The sequence below is a fragment of the Pontibacter burrus genome (assembly GCF_010686685.1).
Taxonomy (GTDB): Bacteria; Bacteroidota; Bacteroidia; order Cytophagales; family Hymenobacteraceae; genus Pontibacter; species Pontibacter burrus.
This window is the reverse complement of record NZ_JAAGWD010000002.1, coordinates 175,708-193,666: the sequence shown is the minus strand read 5'-3', so window position 1 is coordinate 193,666 and position 17,959 is coordinate 175,708. Positions and strand designations below refer to the sequence as shown.

Sequence of the window (17,959 nt, the reverse complement as noted above, 5' to 3'; positions counted from 1 at the left end):
CCCAGCCCTCTTCAAAGGGGAACAGTTTCTGCCATCGCTATAGTTTGAGCTATAGTTCTATAGTTAGCATTCTAACCCACCCCTACCCCTCCTAGGAGGGGAATTGTTGCTACTGCCAAATCAAAAGCTATACATCTATAGTTACAGACCACGAATAGGCAGGCATAGCCTGGCCCTCGGAACTACTACCACGGAAAAGCGATGCAACTATAGTCATTCAACAAACTATAGGAACTATAGCTATCGAGTGATCGCAGTCTTTGGGTTGAGCGCCTTTGACTTGTTGCGGTGCCGATAGGCAATCCGACGTAGGAGGATAGCAAGAAGGCAGCAGCGCGATGCCAAAAGACGAGGCCTCGCGGCCGTGAGCGCACGAAGGCAACTATAAAACCGTAGGCTGGTAGAGCTCCCTGGATTTGAGGTAAATATGAAAGGAACTGCTTATGTCCAGTGGCAACTATAGTTAGCTATAGAACATATAAGATCCTTCAAGTTGGATCGAGATAACGGAATCAACTATAGAACTATAGCTAGTGTCAAACTAGAACTCCAGCATTAAAGCGCCTTCCGTTGTTACATCATATACTAGCAAATCTAACTTCATTAATTCAGCTTTAAGACGACTGATGTACCAGGGGCGGTTACTTCCATCCAGCACGATAGCTTTTACCTTAAAGCTTTGCAAGACCTCCGGCTTTACCTTCGCATTCTGGGTTAGCAAAATATAATCCAGCTCCAGTTCTGATGCAGGTTGTATAGCTAGTGGCTTTCTTACCAGCAGCAACTTCTGTCCTTGCCATACCAGCAATTCATTTCCATCTGGCAAAAAACTTCTGAGCACAAAGGTATCCCCGGGTTGTACATCGCCGAGCAACTGAAATGCTGGGGCAGATATGCCTCGCTGCCATAGGTGCGCCTGTACGTTAAAACTATAGTTCTGAGGATCGACCAGCAGCGTGCTATCAGTTACAAGTACGGCCTGTTTGCTTTGGATGAAGCCTATGGCCGTGCTGCCGCGCAAACTATAGATGGCCAGCGTTTTCTGGTTTTGTTGTTCGTGAGCTTCTAAAATTTGCTGCACCGAAACTATAGCAACTATAGCCGTAGCAAAAACCAGATAGCGTAGCTGCTTTTGCAAGAGGAAAAGCACCAGCAGTGCTAACACAACGTACATTAACCAAGACTGCAGCACCGTAATATCCAACCCATTAATCAGGGAGCCCGGCAGGTTCATGAGCAGCTGGTTGAACTCGTTCATGATCCATATCAGACCGAAATGAATAGAAAAAAGCAGGTCTGACAGGTAAGGCACCCAGTGCAGCAACAGCCCGACCATTCCGAAGTAGAGCGCAAACGTGGAGGCTGTTACCACTACAATATTCGCCAGCCAGAAGTAAACAGGAAACTGATGGAAGTAATAAATGCCCAATGGCAGTGTAATCAGTTGCGCCGCTACAGCAATTGAAAAGAGCTCCCAGATCTTATCCAGAAGCCAGTTATTTACGGTAAGCAAACTATAGATGCCTGGATGCAGCGCCACAATTCCGATCACAGCCAGGAACGACAGCTGGAAACCCACATCGAAGAGCATGTATGGGTCGTAGCACAGCAGCACAAAAGCAGCTATAGCCAGTGTATTGTAAATGTTGTGCCGCCTGCTCAGCACCTGCGCCACCAATACTAAGCTAAACATCAGCACCGCTCTTAATACAGAGGGCGAAAGCCCCGTCATGAAACCATACAGCCACAAAAGGCCCAGCACCAGTAACGCCATCAGCAAACGCTGGGTCCTGTTTAAATTTACTTGTTTGAACAGAAGCAGAAATACGCCGAACACCAGGCCCACATGCATCCCCGAAACGGCCAGCACGTGCATTGTTCCGGTGGCCGCATAAGCGTCCCGCACTTCGTTATCCATGTCGTCTTTTAACCCCAATAGCAGGGCCGTCGCTATGCTTTGCTCTCTTTTTACTATTACATTTTCCCTGATAACGTCTTCGAAAAAGCGGCGCACTTTTATACTGGCATACAAAAGCAGATTTGGTGGTTCGTTACCGATCTGTTTGAACTGATTGACCTGTAGGTTCTGGCGGTGGTAAATACCTTTCTGTTGCAGGTATTTTTTATAGTTAAACTGGGCAGGGTTAAGCGGTGGGGCAACCAGCTGAGGTGCACCTTTTATCAGCAGCTTATCGCCATAGGTAAAGGTGTAATCGTCGGGTGTGTCGTGTGGTACGGTTACCTGCACCTGGCCTGTTGCTTGCTTCCACTTCCCGTTCACAAGCACCTTATTAACGGCGAGAACCGTGCGCTGATAGCCCGGCTTTTGCACTACAAAATCGTTTACTACACCGGTATAGTAAGTGGGCTGTTCCTCAAGTTTTGTAAGATGATCTGATTGCAGATGTGGTGTTCGGAGCTCTGTTATCCAGAAGCCGGCGGCAGCAAAACACAGCAAACCGACTATCCCCACCCAGCTGTTTGCTTCTGCTGATCTATAGTTGCGTGCATACAGGTAAAGCGCTACAAACAGGGCAACAAAAAAGGTGAAGACCTCAGGGGCAAACCTGAAACCTTCACCTATAGTTGTATACACTATAATACCCGCTACAAAACTCAGCGCTATACGCAGAAAGGGGTATGGCGCCCACTGTAGCATCAGCCGGCAAAGAACATTTTATAGTGCTGTATATCGCATTCCGTAAACATCTCGCCTTCTGTTACAAAGCCATTGCGCTTGTAAAAATTTACAGCCGGAAGCTGCGCATGCAGGTAAATCTTCTTACCGTTTTGCTCGGCTTTTACGTCATCAAGCACCGCTTTTAACACCTCGGCACCAACCTTCCTGTTTCTATAGTCTGATAGCACGGCAAAGCGTTCCAGTTTAACGCCATGCTCTGTGGTTCTCCAGCGGGCGGCGCCACACGGCTCGCCATCTATAGTTGCCAGGTAATGGTTGGCTGTAGTTTCAAAAGCATCGTACTCAGCATCGCGGGGCACCTTCTGCTCTTCCACAAACACCTGTTCCCGAATCCGGAATGCCTGTTTCAGCTCCTGCTCCTGCGTTGCTCTTATCACTTCAATCATAAAACAGTTCTGTACTTAGGCGCTCTGTTTTACGCGCTTGTTATTTACACCTTGTTTTTCGGATTCTTCAGCCTCGGCGTCACGCTTGGCACGACGTTCCTCCTCCAGCTTGGTATAGGCATTTACAATGTCTTTTACCAGTCTGTGGCGCACTACGTCGTCTGCGGTCATCTCAACTACGCCAATGCCTTTTACACCGCGCAGAATCGTCAGGGCTTCCATTAAACCGGACCGCTGGTTACGCGGCAAATCTATCTGCGACCAGTCACCGTTTACCATCAGCTTGGCGTTCGGACCCATACGGGTCAGGAACATTTTCATCTGAGCTGGTGTGGTGTTCTGAGCTTCGTCCAGTAGCACAAACGCATTGTTCAGGGTACGACCACGCATATAGGCCAACGGCGCTATTTCTATGATCTTGTTCTCCTGGTAATACTTCAGCTTTTCTACCGGAATCATGTCTTCCAAAGCATCATAGATCGGGCGCAGATACGGATCCACCTTCTCCTTCATGTCGCCGGGCAGGAAACCAAGACTCTCACCTGCTTCTACCACTGGTCTGGAGATGATGATCTTCTTCACTTCCTTGTTTTTAAGGGCGCGCACCGCCATTGCTACCGACACATACGTTTTACCGGTACCGGCTGGCCCCAGCGCAAACACAAGGTCATTTTTTTCTATGGCATCAACCAGTTTTTGCTGGTTTGGCGTTTTGGCCTTTATCACACCACCTTTAGAGCCATACACAATCACGTCCGGAGATGTAATAATTACTTCTTCTTCAGTAAAAGAATCAGAAGAAAGGTATCTATTTACACTGTTATGCGTAATCTTCCCGAACTTATGATAATGATCTATCAGCGAAGAGAGAATTTCGTGGATTTTTGTGATTTCAGGAGTCTGTCCCTGTATTTTGATTTCGTTGCCTCTGGATATGATTTTGCTGCTCGGAAAAGCTGCAGCCAATTGCTTTATATTCTGATTCTCGGTTCCCAGGAAGTCGATCAGGGAAATATTCTCGAGTGTTATTACTTTCTCTACCAAATGTTTAGCTCTTATATAGAATGTTGGTAATATTTATTTAATTTAAAAGAAATTTAGTTTTATATAATTACAAATCTATTGAAATTATAGTTCTAAAGATGGCTGTAATTACGTTTATATCTGATTTTGGATATACTGATCATTATGTGGCTGCAGTAAAAGCAAAACTGCTTGCACAAGATCCTGACTGTAAGATTGTTGACATTTCTCATGCCATAGATCCTTTTAATATTGCGCACGCTGCATACGTATTGGGAGCAGTATACCAGGACTTTCCGCTGGGCACCGTGCACCTGATTGGTGTGGATACACATGGAAACAGAAGCGGTCGTTTTCATGCGGCAAGGCACAAAGGTCATTATTTCCTGCTCCCTGATAACGGGCTGCTATCGTTACTTACCGACGGGCAGCCGGAACTGGTGGTAGCGCTGAATGTGGAAAATACCTGCTTACCGTTTCCGGTAAAAGATGTACTGGCCCCTGCTGCGGTGTACCTGGCCAACGGCGGCGACATAGAAGTGCTGGGCGACCGGACCTATGAGATACGCCAGTTGCTGAACCGTCAGCTGCGCCTGAACGACCACTCCATAACAGGTCATGTAATACACGTGGACCGTTACGGCAACCTGATCACAAATATAACCCGCGACAGCGTAGATACCATTGCCCATGGCAGAACCTTTACGATACATTTTGGCCGCGAAACTATAGGCCGCATCAACCCAAACTATGCGCAGGTAGACGACGGCGACTGCTGCTGCATTTTCAATTCTCAGGACCAGCTTTGCATTGGCATTAACAAAGGCCACGCTGCCGAACTCCTGGGCCTTGGCTTCGACTCGCAGGTAGACGTGCGCTTTTATCCGGGAAATTAATTGTTGCTTGTTAAATTGTTAGATTGCTGATTTCTAAAATTGGCGGGGCTTGCAGTAATTCTTAATTTTGCCACTAAGCTGTTAACTTTCATCAAAGATTAACAACAATTTAACAAGCAACAATCTAACAATTAATTTATGCTAATTCGCATTGTCCGGATGACGTTTCAGGCGGATAGAACGGAGGATTTTCTGGAAATATTTCGCAACTCGAAAGATAAGATCCGTGCTTTTGAAGGCTGCAACCACGTAGAGCTGCTCCAGGACCTGAACCACCCGAACGTGTACAGTACTTATAGTTTGTGGGACTCCGAAGAACACCTGAACAACTACCGCGACTCCGAGCTTTTTGGGCAGGTATGGAAAGCGACCAAAGCGCTGTTTGCCGATAAACCACAAGCCTGGTCAAACGTCTCAGTTAACATCTGAACAGTAAACAGTTAGCAATTAAAAGTTATCTGTATCCAATTATCTATGATCAGTAATCAACTATAGTTGTAAACAATACTGTAGCTTTTACTGTACTTTTGTAGTGGTAACTGCTACCTGTTTAATGGTTACTGATAACTGAACACTGAAACTATGGATTACTTCCAATTTTATAATATCTCCGAGAGTTTTCTGCTCGACGAAAAAGTGCTGAAGAATACCTACTATAAACTCAGCCGCGAGTATCACCCTGATTTTCATGCGAACGAGCCGGAGGAGAAGCAGCAGGAAATTTTACAGCTGAGCACACAGAATACCAATGCCTACCGCACACTTTCGGATGCGGACCTGCGCATGCAGTACATTTTAAAGCAGCATGGCTTGCTTGAGGAAGGCGGTAAAAACGAACTACCCGGCGATTTCCTGATGGAGATGATGGAGATAAACGAGGAGCTGATGGAACTGGAGTTCGATTTTGATGCCGACAAGTTTCACGAGATCAGTGAAAAAACCATTGGCCTGACTGCCCAGCTCGATAACGATATTCTGCCGGTTTTGCAGCGCTACCCTGAGCTACACGGCATTACAAAAGAAGAGGCCCTGGCCGAAGTAAAAACCTACTACCTGAAGAAAAAATACTTGTTGCGTATTCAGGAAACTTTATCTAAGTTTGCAACCCGTTCCTGATAGAGAAACATGCCCAGATGGCGGAATTGGTAGACGCGTTGGTCTCAAACACCAATAACTTCACGGTTGTGCCGGTTCGACCCCGGCTCTGGGTACTTTTAACACATGGAAAGCCTTGTAAATCATTGATTTGCAAGGCTTTTTTGTTTTCAGGGGACGGAATTAATACCAATTAAACCTTTTTATATTTGTATTATTGTAGTCTAAAGATATTAGTAACTATACAAACTTATATTTAAATGGTCCCTCCATTTACAACAGATACACCGCAGGAAATCAATTTTAATCCTGACCTATCCGAGATTGTTCAAAATACAAGAAGGCCAAATCTTTATGTTTTCTCCGGCTCAAATAATTCTGGAAAATCTTTGCTATTAAAATTTCTTAAGCTACAATTAGGGCCTACTTGTTATTATTTAAGCCCAGTTAGATTCTACCATGTATATCATCTATCGAGCGTTCCTAAAGATCCTAATAGACTAACAAATTATGATCAGCAGTTTCATCAAACTTATTTAAATCAGGAGCAGAACCATGAGCAAAATTTTATTGACTTAAACACCACAATTACGACACTTAGTAATAACAAAAGAAAGCTCCTCCTTGAATTATGCTCTGAGTTAATTGGAAATACTTTTACAATCAAAAAGGTTGATCCAAATAATGATTTCAGCCAATCCTATGTTGACATGGATGGATATAACCTAAATGTTTCGAGCACAGGAACACGCTTGTTAATGACTCTTCTTGGAATTTGCTTTGATGAGTCTTTTACACACATAATAATTGATGAACCAGAATTAGGATTGAGTCCTCGTGTACAGTCTGCAGTATCAGATTTTTTTCAGAACGATACCCGAAGAAATGAATACTTTCCACATCTTCAGGCTATTTACATTGCAACCCATTCACATATATTTTTAAACAGGAAGGATTTCACTTCAAATTTTATTGTCTCAAAAAATGGCAATAATGTTTCGTGCCAACAAATAAAGACAGTAAATGACTTCCATAAACTACAATACAACCTACTGGGTAACACATTAGAATCGATGTTCTTTCCATCGGCCTTCGTTATAGTAGAAGGAAAGACAGATTATAACTACTTAGAGAGAGTAATTAGCTTAAAATTTCCTGATAATAAGATTACAATTATTGGAAGTAATGGAGATCCTAAGAAGAAGGTACACTCACTTAAAGAAGTGATCGGAGATCTAGAAAAAAGCCCCTACAAAACAAGGGTGTTTGTAGTTTTAGATAAAGTTGTTAACCCCGGACTTAAAGCTGAGTTAATAAAGCAAGGTATCCTTGAGGAGAATATTATTCAATGGAGTAGAAATGGAATCGAATATGTATATCCAGTTCAGACACTTTGCAAAATATTTGGCTGCCAACCTGCTAGTGTAGAAAATTTAGATTTAACTGGGGACAGAATCACCATTAATGGCATAACAAAGACTAAGAATGAATTGGCTGATGAAGTAACCAAATTTTATTCAGGTCAAGAAATCCTACCACAGGAGCTTGAACAATTTTTGATTAAGCTTGAAGCTTCTTTCAATTAAGTAAGTAGTAAATGCCCAGAAATAATCTGGGCATTTACTACTTAGAGTTTATTCATTTTGAACATTGCAGACCATTCATCACAATTAGGACTGTATAGAAAGTATTCAATTAATTCTAACATCCCTGTCTCTTTCCAATGTATCTGTTCTTTATCTGATAGTTCATCAGAAGAAAATTCACCACTCTGGCAATTTCAGTTTATACAACTATAAACCCATCCTAACAATTCTCCCTAATTCGCCTTCGCAGGTAACTCCAATTCAAACTCCTTACCTTGTACTACAGTCAGGCTATAGTCTTTAATCCAGGGGTTGTAGAGGCGCAGGGTTTTATAGTTGGTGCCTTGCTGCAGTGCGTAAGCAGGTAGGTCTGTTATAGTGTTTGTAACTTTAACCGTGCGGGTTGGCAGTGGCTGGTAGCCCTCTCCTGCCGGTAACTCAAACCGATACTTCTGCGGGTTGCCCAACACCTCTTTCAAGGCCAGAATCCGGAACATGTAGCGTGAGGTCTCGTCGTTTAGGTAAAGGTCATAGTAGTTATCTACTTGCTGCTGCTTAAGGGCGCGGTCCAGGCCGCCCATACCTCGGTTATAAGAGGCCGCAGCGTTGGTCCAGGAGCCGAAGCGGTTCTTGGCGCTTTTCAGGTATTTTACGGCTGCCAGCGTGGCTTTACGCACATGGAAACGCTCGTCTACTTCGCTGTTAACTATAAGGCCATAGCCGCGGGCTGTATCAGGCATCAGTTGCCAGAAACCCGCTGCCCCAGCCGGTGAAGTAACCTGCCCGAACAGGCTCTCGGCAAGCGCCAGGTAAATAAAGTCTTCGGGGATGTCGTTTTCTTTCAGGAGTGCTTTAATCTCAGGCTCGTAGCGCTGCATGCGTTTCAGGCCGAGTAAGGTAGTGGCGTGCAGGTAAGAGTTCACCAGAAGCTCACGGTCCAGGCGCTCTGCTACATCAGGCACATGCAGTGGCACCGGTTCGCCGGCAAAACTGAGCGTAGCAGGCACAACCGGAGACCTGATAACAGTTGTGTTATTTTCTTCTGCTGAAGCAAGCTTAATGCTACCTGCTGTAATTAGCTGTTGCTGACTAAATAGTTGCAGTCCAACCACTATAAGCAGTGTAATGGCAATGTATTTCCAGTTCTTTTGTGTCATAGCTTCCTCCTTCTCTCTTCAGAATACCCGTTAAAACGCTCTTCTTAAATTAGTAAAAATTACAGACCAGTCAAAGAGACAACGTCGGGATAAGCTAAACAGTACTTTCAAAGAGCAAGTTGCATCCGAATCGCATTGATTTCCCTTCTGCGGTTTAATAGCTACCTAAACCATCCTGACACTAAAAAAGTAGTGGCAATTTTGAAACTCAGTAATTATTTACATCAGCATAAACTTACCACTCTAATCTTTTCTCACGTACTATAAAACCTTTAATTGCGATTCAACATCTTAAACTTATATTTAGGATCGCAAAAACACACGAACTATAGTTGGCCTGAAAATGGCCGGCAGTAGAAACTATAACTAAACCCTAATAAACAACTTATGGCGACAGGTTTACTCGCTCTTTTGGATGATGTGTCGGCGCTGGTGAAGGTAAGTGCGGCCAGCCTGGATGATGTTCCGACGCAGGTGGCAAAAACAACCAGCAAAGTTTCCGGTATCGTGATTGATGACACGGCTGTAACACCAAAATATGTGGTGGGGCTGGATCCGAAGCGTGAGCTCTCCATCATTTTCCAGATCGCTAAAAAGTCGCTTGTAAATAAGGCCATTTTTTTAGGTCCGGCTGCGTTGCTGCTTGGCTATTTTGCGCCAGCTGTAATCCCTTATGTGCTGATGGTGGGCGGTGCTTTTCTGTGCTTCGAAGGTTATGAGAAAGTACACTCCATGTTCAGTAAAAGCAAACACGAGCCGCACGATGAGCCTACTGAAGAAATGGAAGTGATTACACCGGAGGAACTGGAGAAAGAGCGCGTGGGCAGTGCTGTACGCACAGACTTTATCCTTTCCGCTGAGATTATGGCGATTGCCTACGCCACTGTAGCCGGAAGCCCATTGGTTACTCAGATCGTGGTGCTTTTAACGGTAGCTGTTTTCATAACGATAGCCGTGTATGGTTTTGTGGGCCTCATTGTAAAAGCCGACGACATTGGCATGCACATGGCCCAGGAGAAATTCCACCCTACTACCCGCAAAATCGGGCGCAGCATTGTACGGTCGATGCCTAAATTCTTAACTATACTGGGCTATGTGGGTACAGCTGCCATGCTGTGGGTTGGTGCTGAGATTATTGCGCACGGCCTTCCGTTTCTGCATCACCCGTTGGAAAGCTTAGAGCATGCCCTTTCGGGTGTTCCGGCGCTTGCCTGGCTGGTTAAGGTGATTATTCTTGCCTTAGGCGGTGTGGTATTAGGTTTTATAATTGCGAAGGTGGTAGGGTTGGTAAGCGGTTTATTTAAGAAGCCAGCAAAAAAAGCTGTGCATTAAACTATACTTTTCCAAAACTATAAAAGGTCGCCCCTGCACCAGGAGTGACCTTTTTGTTTTTATTCCCGAACTATAATTGAAGTTACAAGCTATAGCTACTGCTGCTTTGTGTAGTATTTACTCTCAGCTGGCGCGAGCTTGCAGCTCGTACCAATATTCTTCCAGGCAGCTACATTAGCTAAGAAAAAAAGTACAGAAGAACTACTTTTAGAGCGATGGTAGTACGAGCTGCAAGCTCTCACCAGCGTAAACTATAGTTTTCTCCGCATTTAAACTATAGTACTATAGTTGTAGGCTTTACTTGTTCAGCTTCTCGGTCAGGGTATCTATTACGGCATCACAAAACTGGCCGGCTATAGTTTGCAGCTCGTCATTTTGCCAGCGTTGCAGGTAATCTTTTTCGAGCCAGTCGGTGTTTTTATCGGGGCCTACGCTATAGTAGTTATAATGTAGTTTAAATAGCAGGTCCTTGGTCAGGTCAAACGGTTCGGTGCCGGGTTTGTTAAAACCTTCCAGCTTCAGTTTCAGCTCCAGCAATTGTACATTGCCTTGCTCCACGCTCACTTCCTTTTCCGGGTCAGCAGGGTCTTTGGTGCGGGTATCGAGCAGGCGTTCCAGCGTAAAGTTCTCGAAGAGCGCTAAAACCGGCTGCAGGTTCTGGTGAACCACCTGAGCCAGCTGCGGAAGTATATCATTGTATAGTTGCTGTATCGCTTTTTTATCTCGGATGTGGCGTTCTTCCATGGTTGGGGTAAAAGTATAGTTTGGTAAATAAACCGGTAAGCGGAACTATAGTTTCAGCATCAGCCACGGGTTATAACCACATAGCGGGCACTATAGCCATTTTGTTTGTAAAGCAGCTGCAGCGCCGATATAAACGAACGACCCGCTCCAAAATATTGCTGATGGGCGCTCAGCGGATCGAGGTAATTTTTATAGCCGAAGCCAGGAACCTGCTGCAGGTAAGGTCTTACTTCCTTTTCTGCCACATCGGCCAGGGCTTTTGCAAGTACCACACGCTGCAGATAAGGGATGGCATCGCGCATGCTCTGGTAACCGGCAAACGCATAAAGCCGGTAATTATGCCTTAAGGTTACAGCATTCATAAAACAGGGCCCGGAGCAAAAAGCTGCTACGCTAAACTATAGGCAGGTCTTATTTCAGGTAGATTTTAAAGGTGCAACCACAGTCCACGTCGCTGTCTATTTCAATGCGGCCCTCGCAATTCTCCACAATACGCTTTACTATCGCCAGGCCTACGCCCGTACCTTCCACGTGACCATGCAGCCTTCTGAACATATCAAACACCTTTTCCTGATCTGCTTTTCGTACGCCCAGGCCATTGTCCTGCACTGTAAGCAAGGTGTATTCTCCCGCTACAGCAGTGGTAATTTTTATCTCAGGCTTACGGTCAGGCGAACTATATTTCAGGGAATTAGACAACAGGTTATACAACACACTGCGCAGGTTTTTACGGGAAAAATGTATGCCAGGTGCCTCAATATAGTCTTCTACTATAGTTGCGTCGTTTTTCAGGATGAGGTCTTTCACACTCAGCTTTACATCATCCATTATATCCTGAAACGTAACATACTCCAGCGCTGCGCTGTCTTCGTAATTTACTTTGGCAATCTCGGTCAGGTCCAGCAGCGTGTTTTTGAAGCGGTTTATAGAACCGCTTATCATCTGTATGATGTGGTCAACACCGTCCAGCTCCACGCCTTTTTCGTGCAGGGTTTCATAAAGCACCTTAATCAGCCCTTCAATATTATTGATTGGCGCCTTCAGGTCGTGCGAGGCGGTGTATACAAAATTGTCGAGATCCTTATTTGCTTTGGTCAGCTCTTTGGTGCGCTCCTTTACCCGCTCCTCCAATTGCTGGTTTATCTCCTGCGTTATTTTATTGGCACGCTCCAGCTCTTTCTTCTGCAGAAAAAAGCTTACAAAGTTGGCCACTTTAGCCCTTGTTATATAAGGGTGCAGCGGCTTGAACAGAAAATCAACGGCACCAGCCTCAAATCCTTCTATCACATGCACTTCCTGCTCGTTTATGGCAGTCACGAAAATGATCGGGATATGGCGGGTCTTGGAGATATCGCGCAGGTAGCGGGCAACTTCATAACCATTCATGCCAGGCATCTGAACATCCAGCATAATCAGGGCCAGTTCTTCCTGCAGCGCTATTTTAAGCGCTTCCTCCCCGGATGTGGCAAACAGATAACTGATCGTATCATCACCTCCGTTAGAGAGCATACTTTCCAGGCTCACCAGGTTTTCTGCCTTGTCATCAACAAGCATGATTTTAACCTGTTGCTTTTCTGTAGAGATAGCCGGGGGAATCAAATGGTGTTCAGTTAACATGTAGTGATTGTAAAAAAGCTTTAATCTCGGTTAAGCGCATAACACGACAACCAGGCGTTGCCTTAATTGCGGCCAGCGGCATAGTTTCTATTTCTGCTTCACGGGGTTCCTGCACTATAACAGTGCCACCTTTGCCAAAGATATAATTTAATCCTGAACTTCCATCCTCGCTTGCCCCACTTAGCACAATACCAATTACCTGATCGCCATACACATCGGCGGCACTTTTAAAGGTAACATCAATGGCCGGACGCGAGTAATTTTCCAGTTCAGAGTCGTCCAGGGCAAAGCTCTGGTCGTTTTCAAGCAATACGTGGTAGTTGGGCGGCGCCAGGTACAAATACCCACTCTGCAGTATATCTTTATCTTCAATTTCTACCGCCTTTAGCCGCAGCTTTAAATCAAACAGCTCTTGTAGCTGGCCTTCCTGGTTGCGCAACCGGTGCAGCACCAGCACAACCGGCAGGCTATAGTTGGCAGGCAGATCTTCCAACAGCTGCAACGATGCCTTTACGCCTCCCCATGAGCCACCAATTACCACTATTTTAGGCTGCACGTGCATTAGTTCAGTTTCCGGTAAATTCTGTTAACCTTGTCCACAGGGTTATAGTTGGCACTGATACCAGACATCACCAGCGTTTCCTTTTTACCCAACCCCAGGTAACCCAGGCTCACCAGGCTCTCGTCGAACAGCGTAAGCACTCGCTCTTGCAGGTTTCTGCTGAAGTAAATGAGCACGTTACGGCACAGGATCAGGTGAAACTCATTAAAGGAGGAATCGGTAGCCAGATTATGCGGATAGAAAACCACATTCTGTACCAGCTCCGAATTAAATTTCACACTGCCATAGTTGCTGGTATAGTAGCTCGAAAACTCCCTTTTTCCGCCTGCTGCATAATACGCTTTGGTAGAAGCCGGTATGTTTTTTGCCGGAAATATCCCTTCTCTTGCCTGCTTCAGCACTTTCTGGTTTATATCTGTCGCATAAATTTTGGTCCGGTTCAGCAAACCTTCCTCGTGCAGCAATATGGCCAGCGAAAACAGCTCCTCGCCGGTAGAACAACCTGCATCCCAGATCTTGATGTATGGGTAAGTTGACAAAATAGGCAGCACATTCTGGCGCAACGACAGGAAGAACGACGGATCACGGAACATTTCGGTCACGTTTACGGTGACTTCCTGCAGAAAATTTTCGAAAAAGAAGCTGTCAGAAAACAATGGCTCCCGCAGTTCGTCCAGGGTCTGCAGGTTTTTCTGCCCCATAAAGCGTTTAATGCGCCTGTACACCGATGCACGCGCATACCCGCTGAAATCGTACCCGTATTGCTCCTTTATTTCTTTAATCAACACCTCTACGTCCTGCTCAAACAGGACATCGCTGCTAAGCTTCATATAACCAAACCCGCATTAAGGTCAGTAACTTATCGGTATCAACCGGTTTCGGAATATAATCTGATGCCCCTGCTGCCAGGCATTTCTCTTTGTCTTCTTTCATAGCTTTTGCGGTAAGCGCTATTATCGGAAGCTGCTTAAAACGAGAAATAGCCCGAATTCGTTTTGTGGCTTCAATGCCATCCATCTCCGGCATCATCACATCCATCAGCACCATATCCACTTCCTCTTCCTGCTGTAGCTTCTGCAGCGCTTCCACGCCATCATAAGCGACCTGCACTTCCATGCCATGCATTTCCAGCAGGCTGCTCAGCGAGTATATATTGCGCACATCATCATCCACAACCAGCACTTTCTTACCACGCAGCACTTCTTCCGGCACATGCAGCTTCATTTTAAAGCCCGGCCCGGAAGGCAGCTTCTGGTTTACCTTGTGCAGGAACAGCTGTACCTCATCCAGCAGGCGCAGATAAGAGTATTCGTTTTTGATAATGATCGTGTTGGCAAACTCTTTCAGGGCGTTCTCTTCTTCTTCGCTCAGGTCTTTGCCCGAGTAAATGATGATCGGAATATCAGACAGGCCCGGATTGGATTTTACTTTCTTCATCCAGTCGTAGCCTTTCATGCCCGGTAGGTTCAGGTCCAGAATAATGCAGTCAACACTCTGTTTTGCCAGTACCTGCTCCGCTTCTTCAGCGGTAAACGCTGAGGTCGATTTCAGTCCATGCGCCAGCAGTAGTTCGGCCACAGCCTTGTTCTCTACCTCATTATCCTCTACAATCAGGATGTTTTCGATAGAGTTGCCTGATGTGTTTGAAATAGTGCTGAATGCTTTGTTCAGCATCTCAAGTGTAACCGGTTTAGGCAAATACTCTTCGTGCCCTTCGTGTTCGCCTATCACCTCTTTGTCATAAGCCGACATTACGTGCACATTGGTCTGGCGCAGCGCCTTATCTTGCCGTATCTGCTTCAGCACATCCCACCCCGACATATCCGGTAGCTGAATATCGAGCAGCATGGCATCCGGTTTTTGCTGGCGGGCCTGGTTCAACCCTTCGGTACCCGTATAGGCCTGGTGCACCTTAAAGTTCCTAGATCTGGCAAAGTCGGCCAGAATATCGCTGAATCCTTTATCGTCTTCCACAATCAGCAGCGATATGTCCTGCAGCTGGCTCTCAGCTTTGGTCTTCATATCGTCCAGCACCTTGCTTACCGACATAGAGCGGTTGTAAGTGGCACCGTTGGTGGCTTTTACCGGCTCTTTTTTAGGTGTGCTCATGGTTTGCGGTACACGCGGAAGGTATAGTGTGAAGGTGCTGCCTTTACCCGGCTCGCTTTCCACTCTTACTTCGCCGCCTAGCAGCGTTGCCAGTTCTTTACTTATAGTTAGGCCAAGCCCTGTGCCGCCGTATTTGCGCGTGGTAGATGTATCGGCCTGCTGGAACGCTTCGAATACCACTTCCAGTTTATCAGCCGGAATACCAATACCAGTATCACGGACTGCAAACGCAACTACATCCTGCTGCTCACGCAACAGCTCTGACCTGAAGTTTGGACGTTCTTTCACCTGGTAAACTTTCAGCTCTACTTCGCCACCCTCATCAGTAAACTTAATGGCATTCCCGATAAAGTTCTTCAGGATCTGCTCCAGACGGAAGCGGTCCGTTTCCATCGTTTCAAAAGATCCCTTCTCTACCAGCTCAGTGTAGCGAATCTTCTTCTTAGCAGCTACCTCTTTAAAGAAAGGCTCCATTTTGATAGAGGTGAGCTTTATTTCTTCCGTTTCCAGCTTCACCATACCAGACTCAATTTTGCTCAGGTCCAGTATCTCGTTTATCAGGCGCAACAGGTCGTTACCGGATCTGTGGATGATCTGGGCGTGGTCGATCTGTTTGGTGGACAGCGTATTCTCTACGTTATCGGCCAGCAGCCTGGAGAGTATCAGAATACTGTTGAGCGGTGTGCGCAACTCGTGGCTCATGTTGGCCAGGAAGTCGCTCTTGTATTTGCTAACCTGTTCTACCTGCTGCATCTTTAACTCGATGGCTTCGCGGGCATCTTCCAAGGCCTTGTTTTTGGAACCAAGCGCTTCGTATTGCTCTTCCAGCAACTGGGCTTTTTCTTCCAGCTCCGAATTTTTCTCCTGCAGCTCTTCCTGGTTCACACGCAGCTCTTCTTCCGAAGCTTTCAGTTCGGCATTCAGCTGGCGTAGCTCTTCCTGTTGTGCCTCCAGTTCCTCGGCCTGGTTCTGTGTTTCGTATAGTAATTCCTGCGTCTGAATATGCGCTTTCAGGGTATGGATCACAACTGATAAACGCTCACCAACAGTTTCCAGCAGGCGCTGCTGCAATGGCGTATGCGGATGGCGCGAACCCAACTCCAGGGCACCGATCATATCGTGCTCAAAGTATAGCGGAATAATTACTACTGTTGCAGGGGTAACTTCTGTTAATCCGGATTTGATGTTGAGATAATCATCTGAAATATTTTCCAGCACAAGCAGCTGCCGGTCTTTTATGGCCTGCCCTACCTTACCGGTTCCAACTCCGAAAACCGGAAGCTCTTCTAATCCCACAGATACGCCATAGCTGGCAGCCGGCGTCAGCTTGCCGCTGTTGTCATGCAGGTAAAGGATGCCCGTATCAGCTGATGTATAGTTGCTGAGGAAACTAACTGCTTTTTCAGCCACCTGCTCCAGTGTTGTTGCTCCGCTCAGTAAGCTGTTCAGTTCCGATACTCCCGTCAACACCCAGTTACGGTTCGCATTTTCAGCAGTAAAGGTGCGCAGGTTCTCTTTCATGTCGCGGATGGCGTAGCTTAATGTATCGGCTTCGCTTTGTACCGGCACTTCCACATCATAGCGTCCTTCTCCAATAGCCTGTGCCACCTCCGACAAGACCACAGTACGGTTTATTACGCCCCTGAAAGACGAGGCCACACTTCCGATCTCATCGTTACTGTATAGATCCACTGCTACATCTGAGGCACCCAGTTTAATGCGGTCGGCAGCTACTTTAAGTGTTGCCAGCGACGAAGAAATAACGTTGATGATATAAACCGAAAGCATGAAGGCAAGCACTAGGATGCCAACTATAGCTACGATCATGAACATCATGTTCTGCTGCTTAGCATCAATCTCAGCCAGCACTTGTGAACGTATGCGCCCAAGCAGTTCCTGTTCGGCTTTGCGGTAATCTTCTATGCTCTGGGTGAACAGGTAAAAGGTCTCCGAATCGTTAAATCGGCTGATGCTGCCCTTCGTATCTGCGTTAACAGCATTCAGGGTAGCCGACACTTTTTTATAGTTATCGGATGCATGTATGTCCCGCAGTGCATTTATAACCTCCGAATCTGCCACACGGCTAAAGTTATCAAGTGCTCTGCCGTAGGAATCCAATTGTGAGATAAACTGCCCGTAATCTGCCTGCGATATTTCGTCGTCCTGAAACACTTTCATCAGAAGGCTTCGCATCCGGCCTAATTGAATTTTAGCCTCAGCAAGCGAGCGCAGGCTCTGTAGCTGGCGGTTTATATTAATATTGCTGGTACCTATAGCGTTTTCATCCAGACGGTCCAGGAAGAGAAAGATGATTCTGGTGGAAACTTTGCGAAATTCAGCAACATCCAGCTCCTGGTTATCTACATCGTAGCGATAGTCTTTAAAGGTATCTAACTGGCTCAATTCCATGAACTGCCTGTTGTTGGCGTTCAGGAACTCTTTCAGGTCGCGTTCGGCCTTATCGGTGCCGGAGCGTAAAGCGCGGGTTTCGGCCAGTACGGCAGTGTCACCAGAGGCAGCCATCAGAATTCGTGCACGCTCTTTCTGCAGCATGTGCAGCAGCTCCGAAATCAGACGTGATTCTTCGAGCTGCACCACTTCAAGCTGTAACGCTTCGTTGGCTTCCAGTTCATCCTGCACGGTAGTTACCGCAAAATAAAGTAAGGGTATCAGTAGCAGCGAAAGCAGTAAAAGGAGCTTGTCGCGTATTTTAAGGTTGTTTATTAAGTTCAGCATAGTTTGATAGAGGGC

15 protein-coding genes and 1 tRNA gene are annotated in these 17,959 nt (G+C 46.1%); 6 read left to right on the top strand and 10 right to left on the bottom strand.

Translation table 11 applies throughout. From position 1 onward, the window contains the following. Positions 1-541: 541 nt before the first annotated feature. Genes GXP69_RS05510 through GXP69_RS05500 form a run of 3 tightly spaced genes read right to left on the bottom strand, consistent with a single transcriptional unit; the run spans position 542 to position 4,131 of the window. On the bottom strand, positions 542-2,659 hold the full coding sequence (locus tag GXP69_RS05510) for a ComEC/Rec2 family competence protein (RefSeq protein WP_163913272.1): 2,118 nt from the start codon (positions 2,657-2,659) through the stop codon (positions 542-544). Continuing rightward, positions 2,659-3,087, bottom strand: coding sequence for a GNAT family N-acetyltransferase (locus GXP69_RS05505; RefSeq protein ID WP_163913270.1), 429 nt, complete (start codon positions 3,085-3,087; stop codon positions 2,659-2,661). Before GXP69_RS05505 ends, GXP69_RS05510 begins: the two co-directional genes overlap by 1 nt. Before the next feature lie 15 nt (positions 3,088-3,102). Next, a complete protein-coding gene (locus GXP69_RS05500; RefSeq protein WP_163913268.1) occupies positions 3,103-4,131 on the bottom strand; it encodes a PhoH family protein in 1,029 nt (342 codons plus the stop codon). 98 nt (positions 4,132-4,229) lie between these two features. Here GXP69_RS05500 and GXP69_RS05495 point away from each other — a divergent pair, with 98 nt between their 5' ends. From GXP69_RS05495 to GXP69_RS05475, 5 genes are all read left to right on the top strand, one after another. Next, a complete protein-coding gene (locus GXP69_RS05495) occupies positions 4,230-5,006 on the top strand; it encodes an SAM hydrolase/SAM-dependent halogenase family protein (RefSeq protein WP_163913266.1) in 777 nt (258 codons plus the stop codon). Positions 5,007-5,144: 138 nt separating this feature from the next. Next, entirely contained in the window at positions 5,145-5,435 is a 291-nt protein-coding gene (locus GXP69_RS05490; RefSeq protein WP_163913265.1) for a putative quinol monooxygenase, read from the top strand. A 153-nt stretch (positions 5,436-5,588) separates the two neighbouring features. Next, positions 5,589-6,122 (top strand): Fe-S protein assembly co-chaperone HscB, encoded by a 534-nt coding sequence (gene hscB, locus GXP69_RS05485; protein WP_163913263.1) that lies wholly within the window; start codon positions 5,589-5,591, stop codon positions 6,120-6,122. A gap of 11 nt (positions 6,123-6,133) precedes the next feature. After that, positions 6,134-6,217, top strand: a tRNA-Leu gene (locus tag GXP69_RS05480). Between the two features lie 144 nt (positions 6,218-6,361). Then, on the top strand, positions 6,362-7,687 hold the full coding sequence (locus GXP69_RS05475; RefSeq protein ID WP_163913261.1) for an ATP-dependent nuclease: 1,326 nt from the start codon (positions 6,362-6,364) through the stop codon (positions 7,685-7,687). A gap of 233 nt (positions 7,688-7,920) precedes the next feature. On the opposite strand, the gene GXP69_RS05470 is transcribed toward GXP69_RS05475, so the two are convergent. Beyond that, positions 7,921-8,844 carry a lytic transglycosylase domain-containing protein gene (locus GXP69_RS05470; RefSeq protein WP_163913259.1) on the bottom strand — a complete coding sequence of 308 codons (924 nt, stop codon included), beginning with the start codon at positions 8,842-8,844 and terminating at the stop codon, positions 7,921-7,923. Between the two features lie 387 nt (positions 8,845-9,231). Between GXP69_RS05470 and GXP69_RS05465 the strand changes: the two genes are divergently transcribed. Next, entirely contained in the window at positions 9,232-10,176 is a 945-nt protein-coding gene (locus tag GXP69_RS05465) for a DUF808 domain-containing protein (protein ID WP_163913257.1), read from the top strand. 297 nt (positions 10,177-10,473) lie between these two features. On the opposite strand, the gene GXP69_RS05460 is transcribed toward GXP69_RS05465, so the two are convergent. The 6 genes from GXP69_RS05460 to GXP69_RS05435 are packed head-to-tail and all read right to left on the bottom strand — an operon-like array spanning position 10,474 to position 17,944. Further along, positions 10,474-10,920, bottom strand: coding sequence for a hypothetical protein (locus GXP69_RS05460; protein WP_163913255.1), 447 nt, complete (start codon positions 10,918-10,920; stop codon positions 10,474-10,476). A 59-nt stretch (positions 10,921-10,979) separates the two neighbouring features. Further along, entirely contained in the window at positions 10,980-11,282 is a 303-nt protein-coding gene (locus tag GXP69_RS05455) for a hypothetical protein (protein WP_163913253.1), read from the bottom strand. A 49-nt stretch (positions 11,283-11,331) separates the two neighbouring features. Then, positions 11,332-12,537 (bottom strand): sensor histidine kinase, encoded by a 1,206-nt coding sequence (locus GXP69_RS05450; protein WP_163913251.1) that lies wholly within the window; start codon positions 12,535-12,537, stop codon positions 11,332-11,334. Further along, the gene (locus GXP69_RS05445) at positions 12,527-13,099 is read right to left on the bottom strand and encodes a chemotaxis protein CheB (protein ID WP_163913249.1); all 573 of its coding nucleotides are present in this window, start codon (positions 13,097-13,099) and stop codon (positions 12,527-12,529) included. The genes GXP69_RS05450 and GXP69_RS05445 overlap by 11 nt, the downstream gene beginning before the upstream one ends. Next, complete coding sequence (locus GXP69_RS05440; RefSeq protein ID WP_163913248.1) at positions 13,099-13,929, bottom strand: CheR family methyltransferase; 831 nt, start codon at positions 13,927-13,929, stop codon at positions 13,099-13,101. The genes GXP69_RS05445 and GXP69_RS05440 overlap by 1 nt, the downstream gene beginning before the upstream one ends. Next, on the bottom strand, positions 13,919-17,944 hold the full coding sequence (locus GXP69_RS05435; RefSeq protein ID WP_163913246.1) for a response regulator: 4,026 nt from the start codon (positions 17,942-17,944) through the stop codon (positions 13,919-13,921). Before GXP69_RS05435 ends, GXP69_RS05440 begins: the two co-directional genes overlap by 11 nt. Positions 17,945-17,959: the final 15 nt, after the last annotated feature.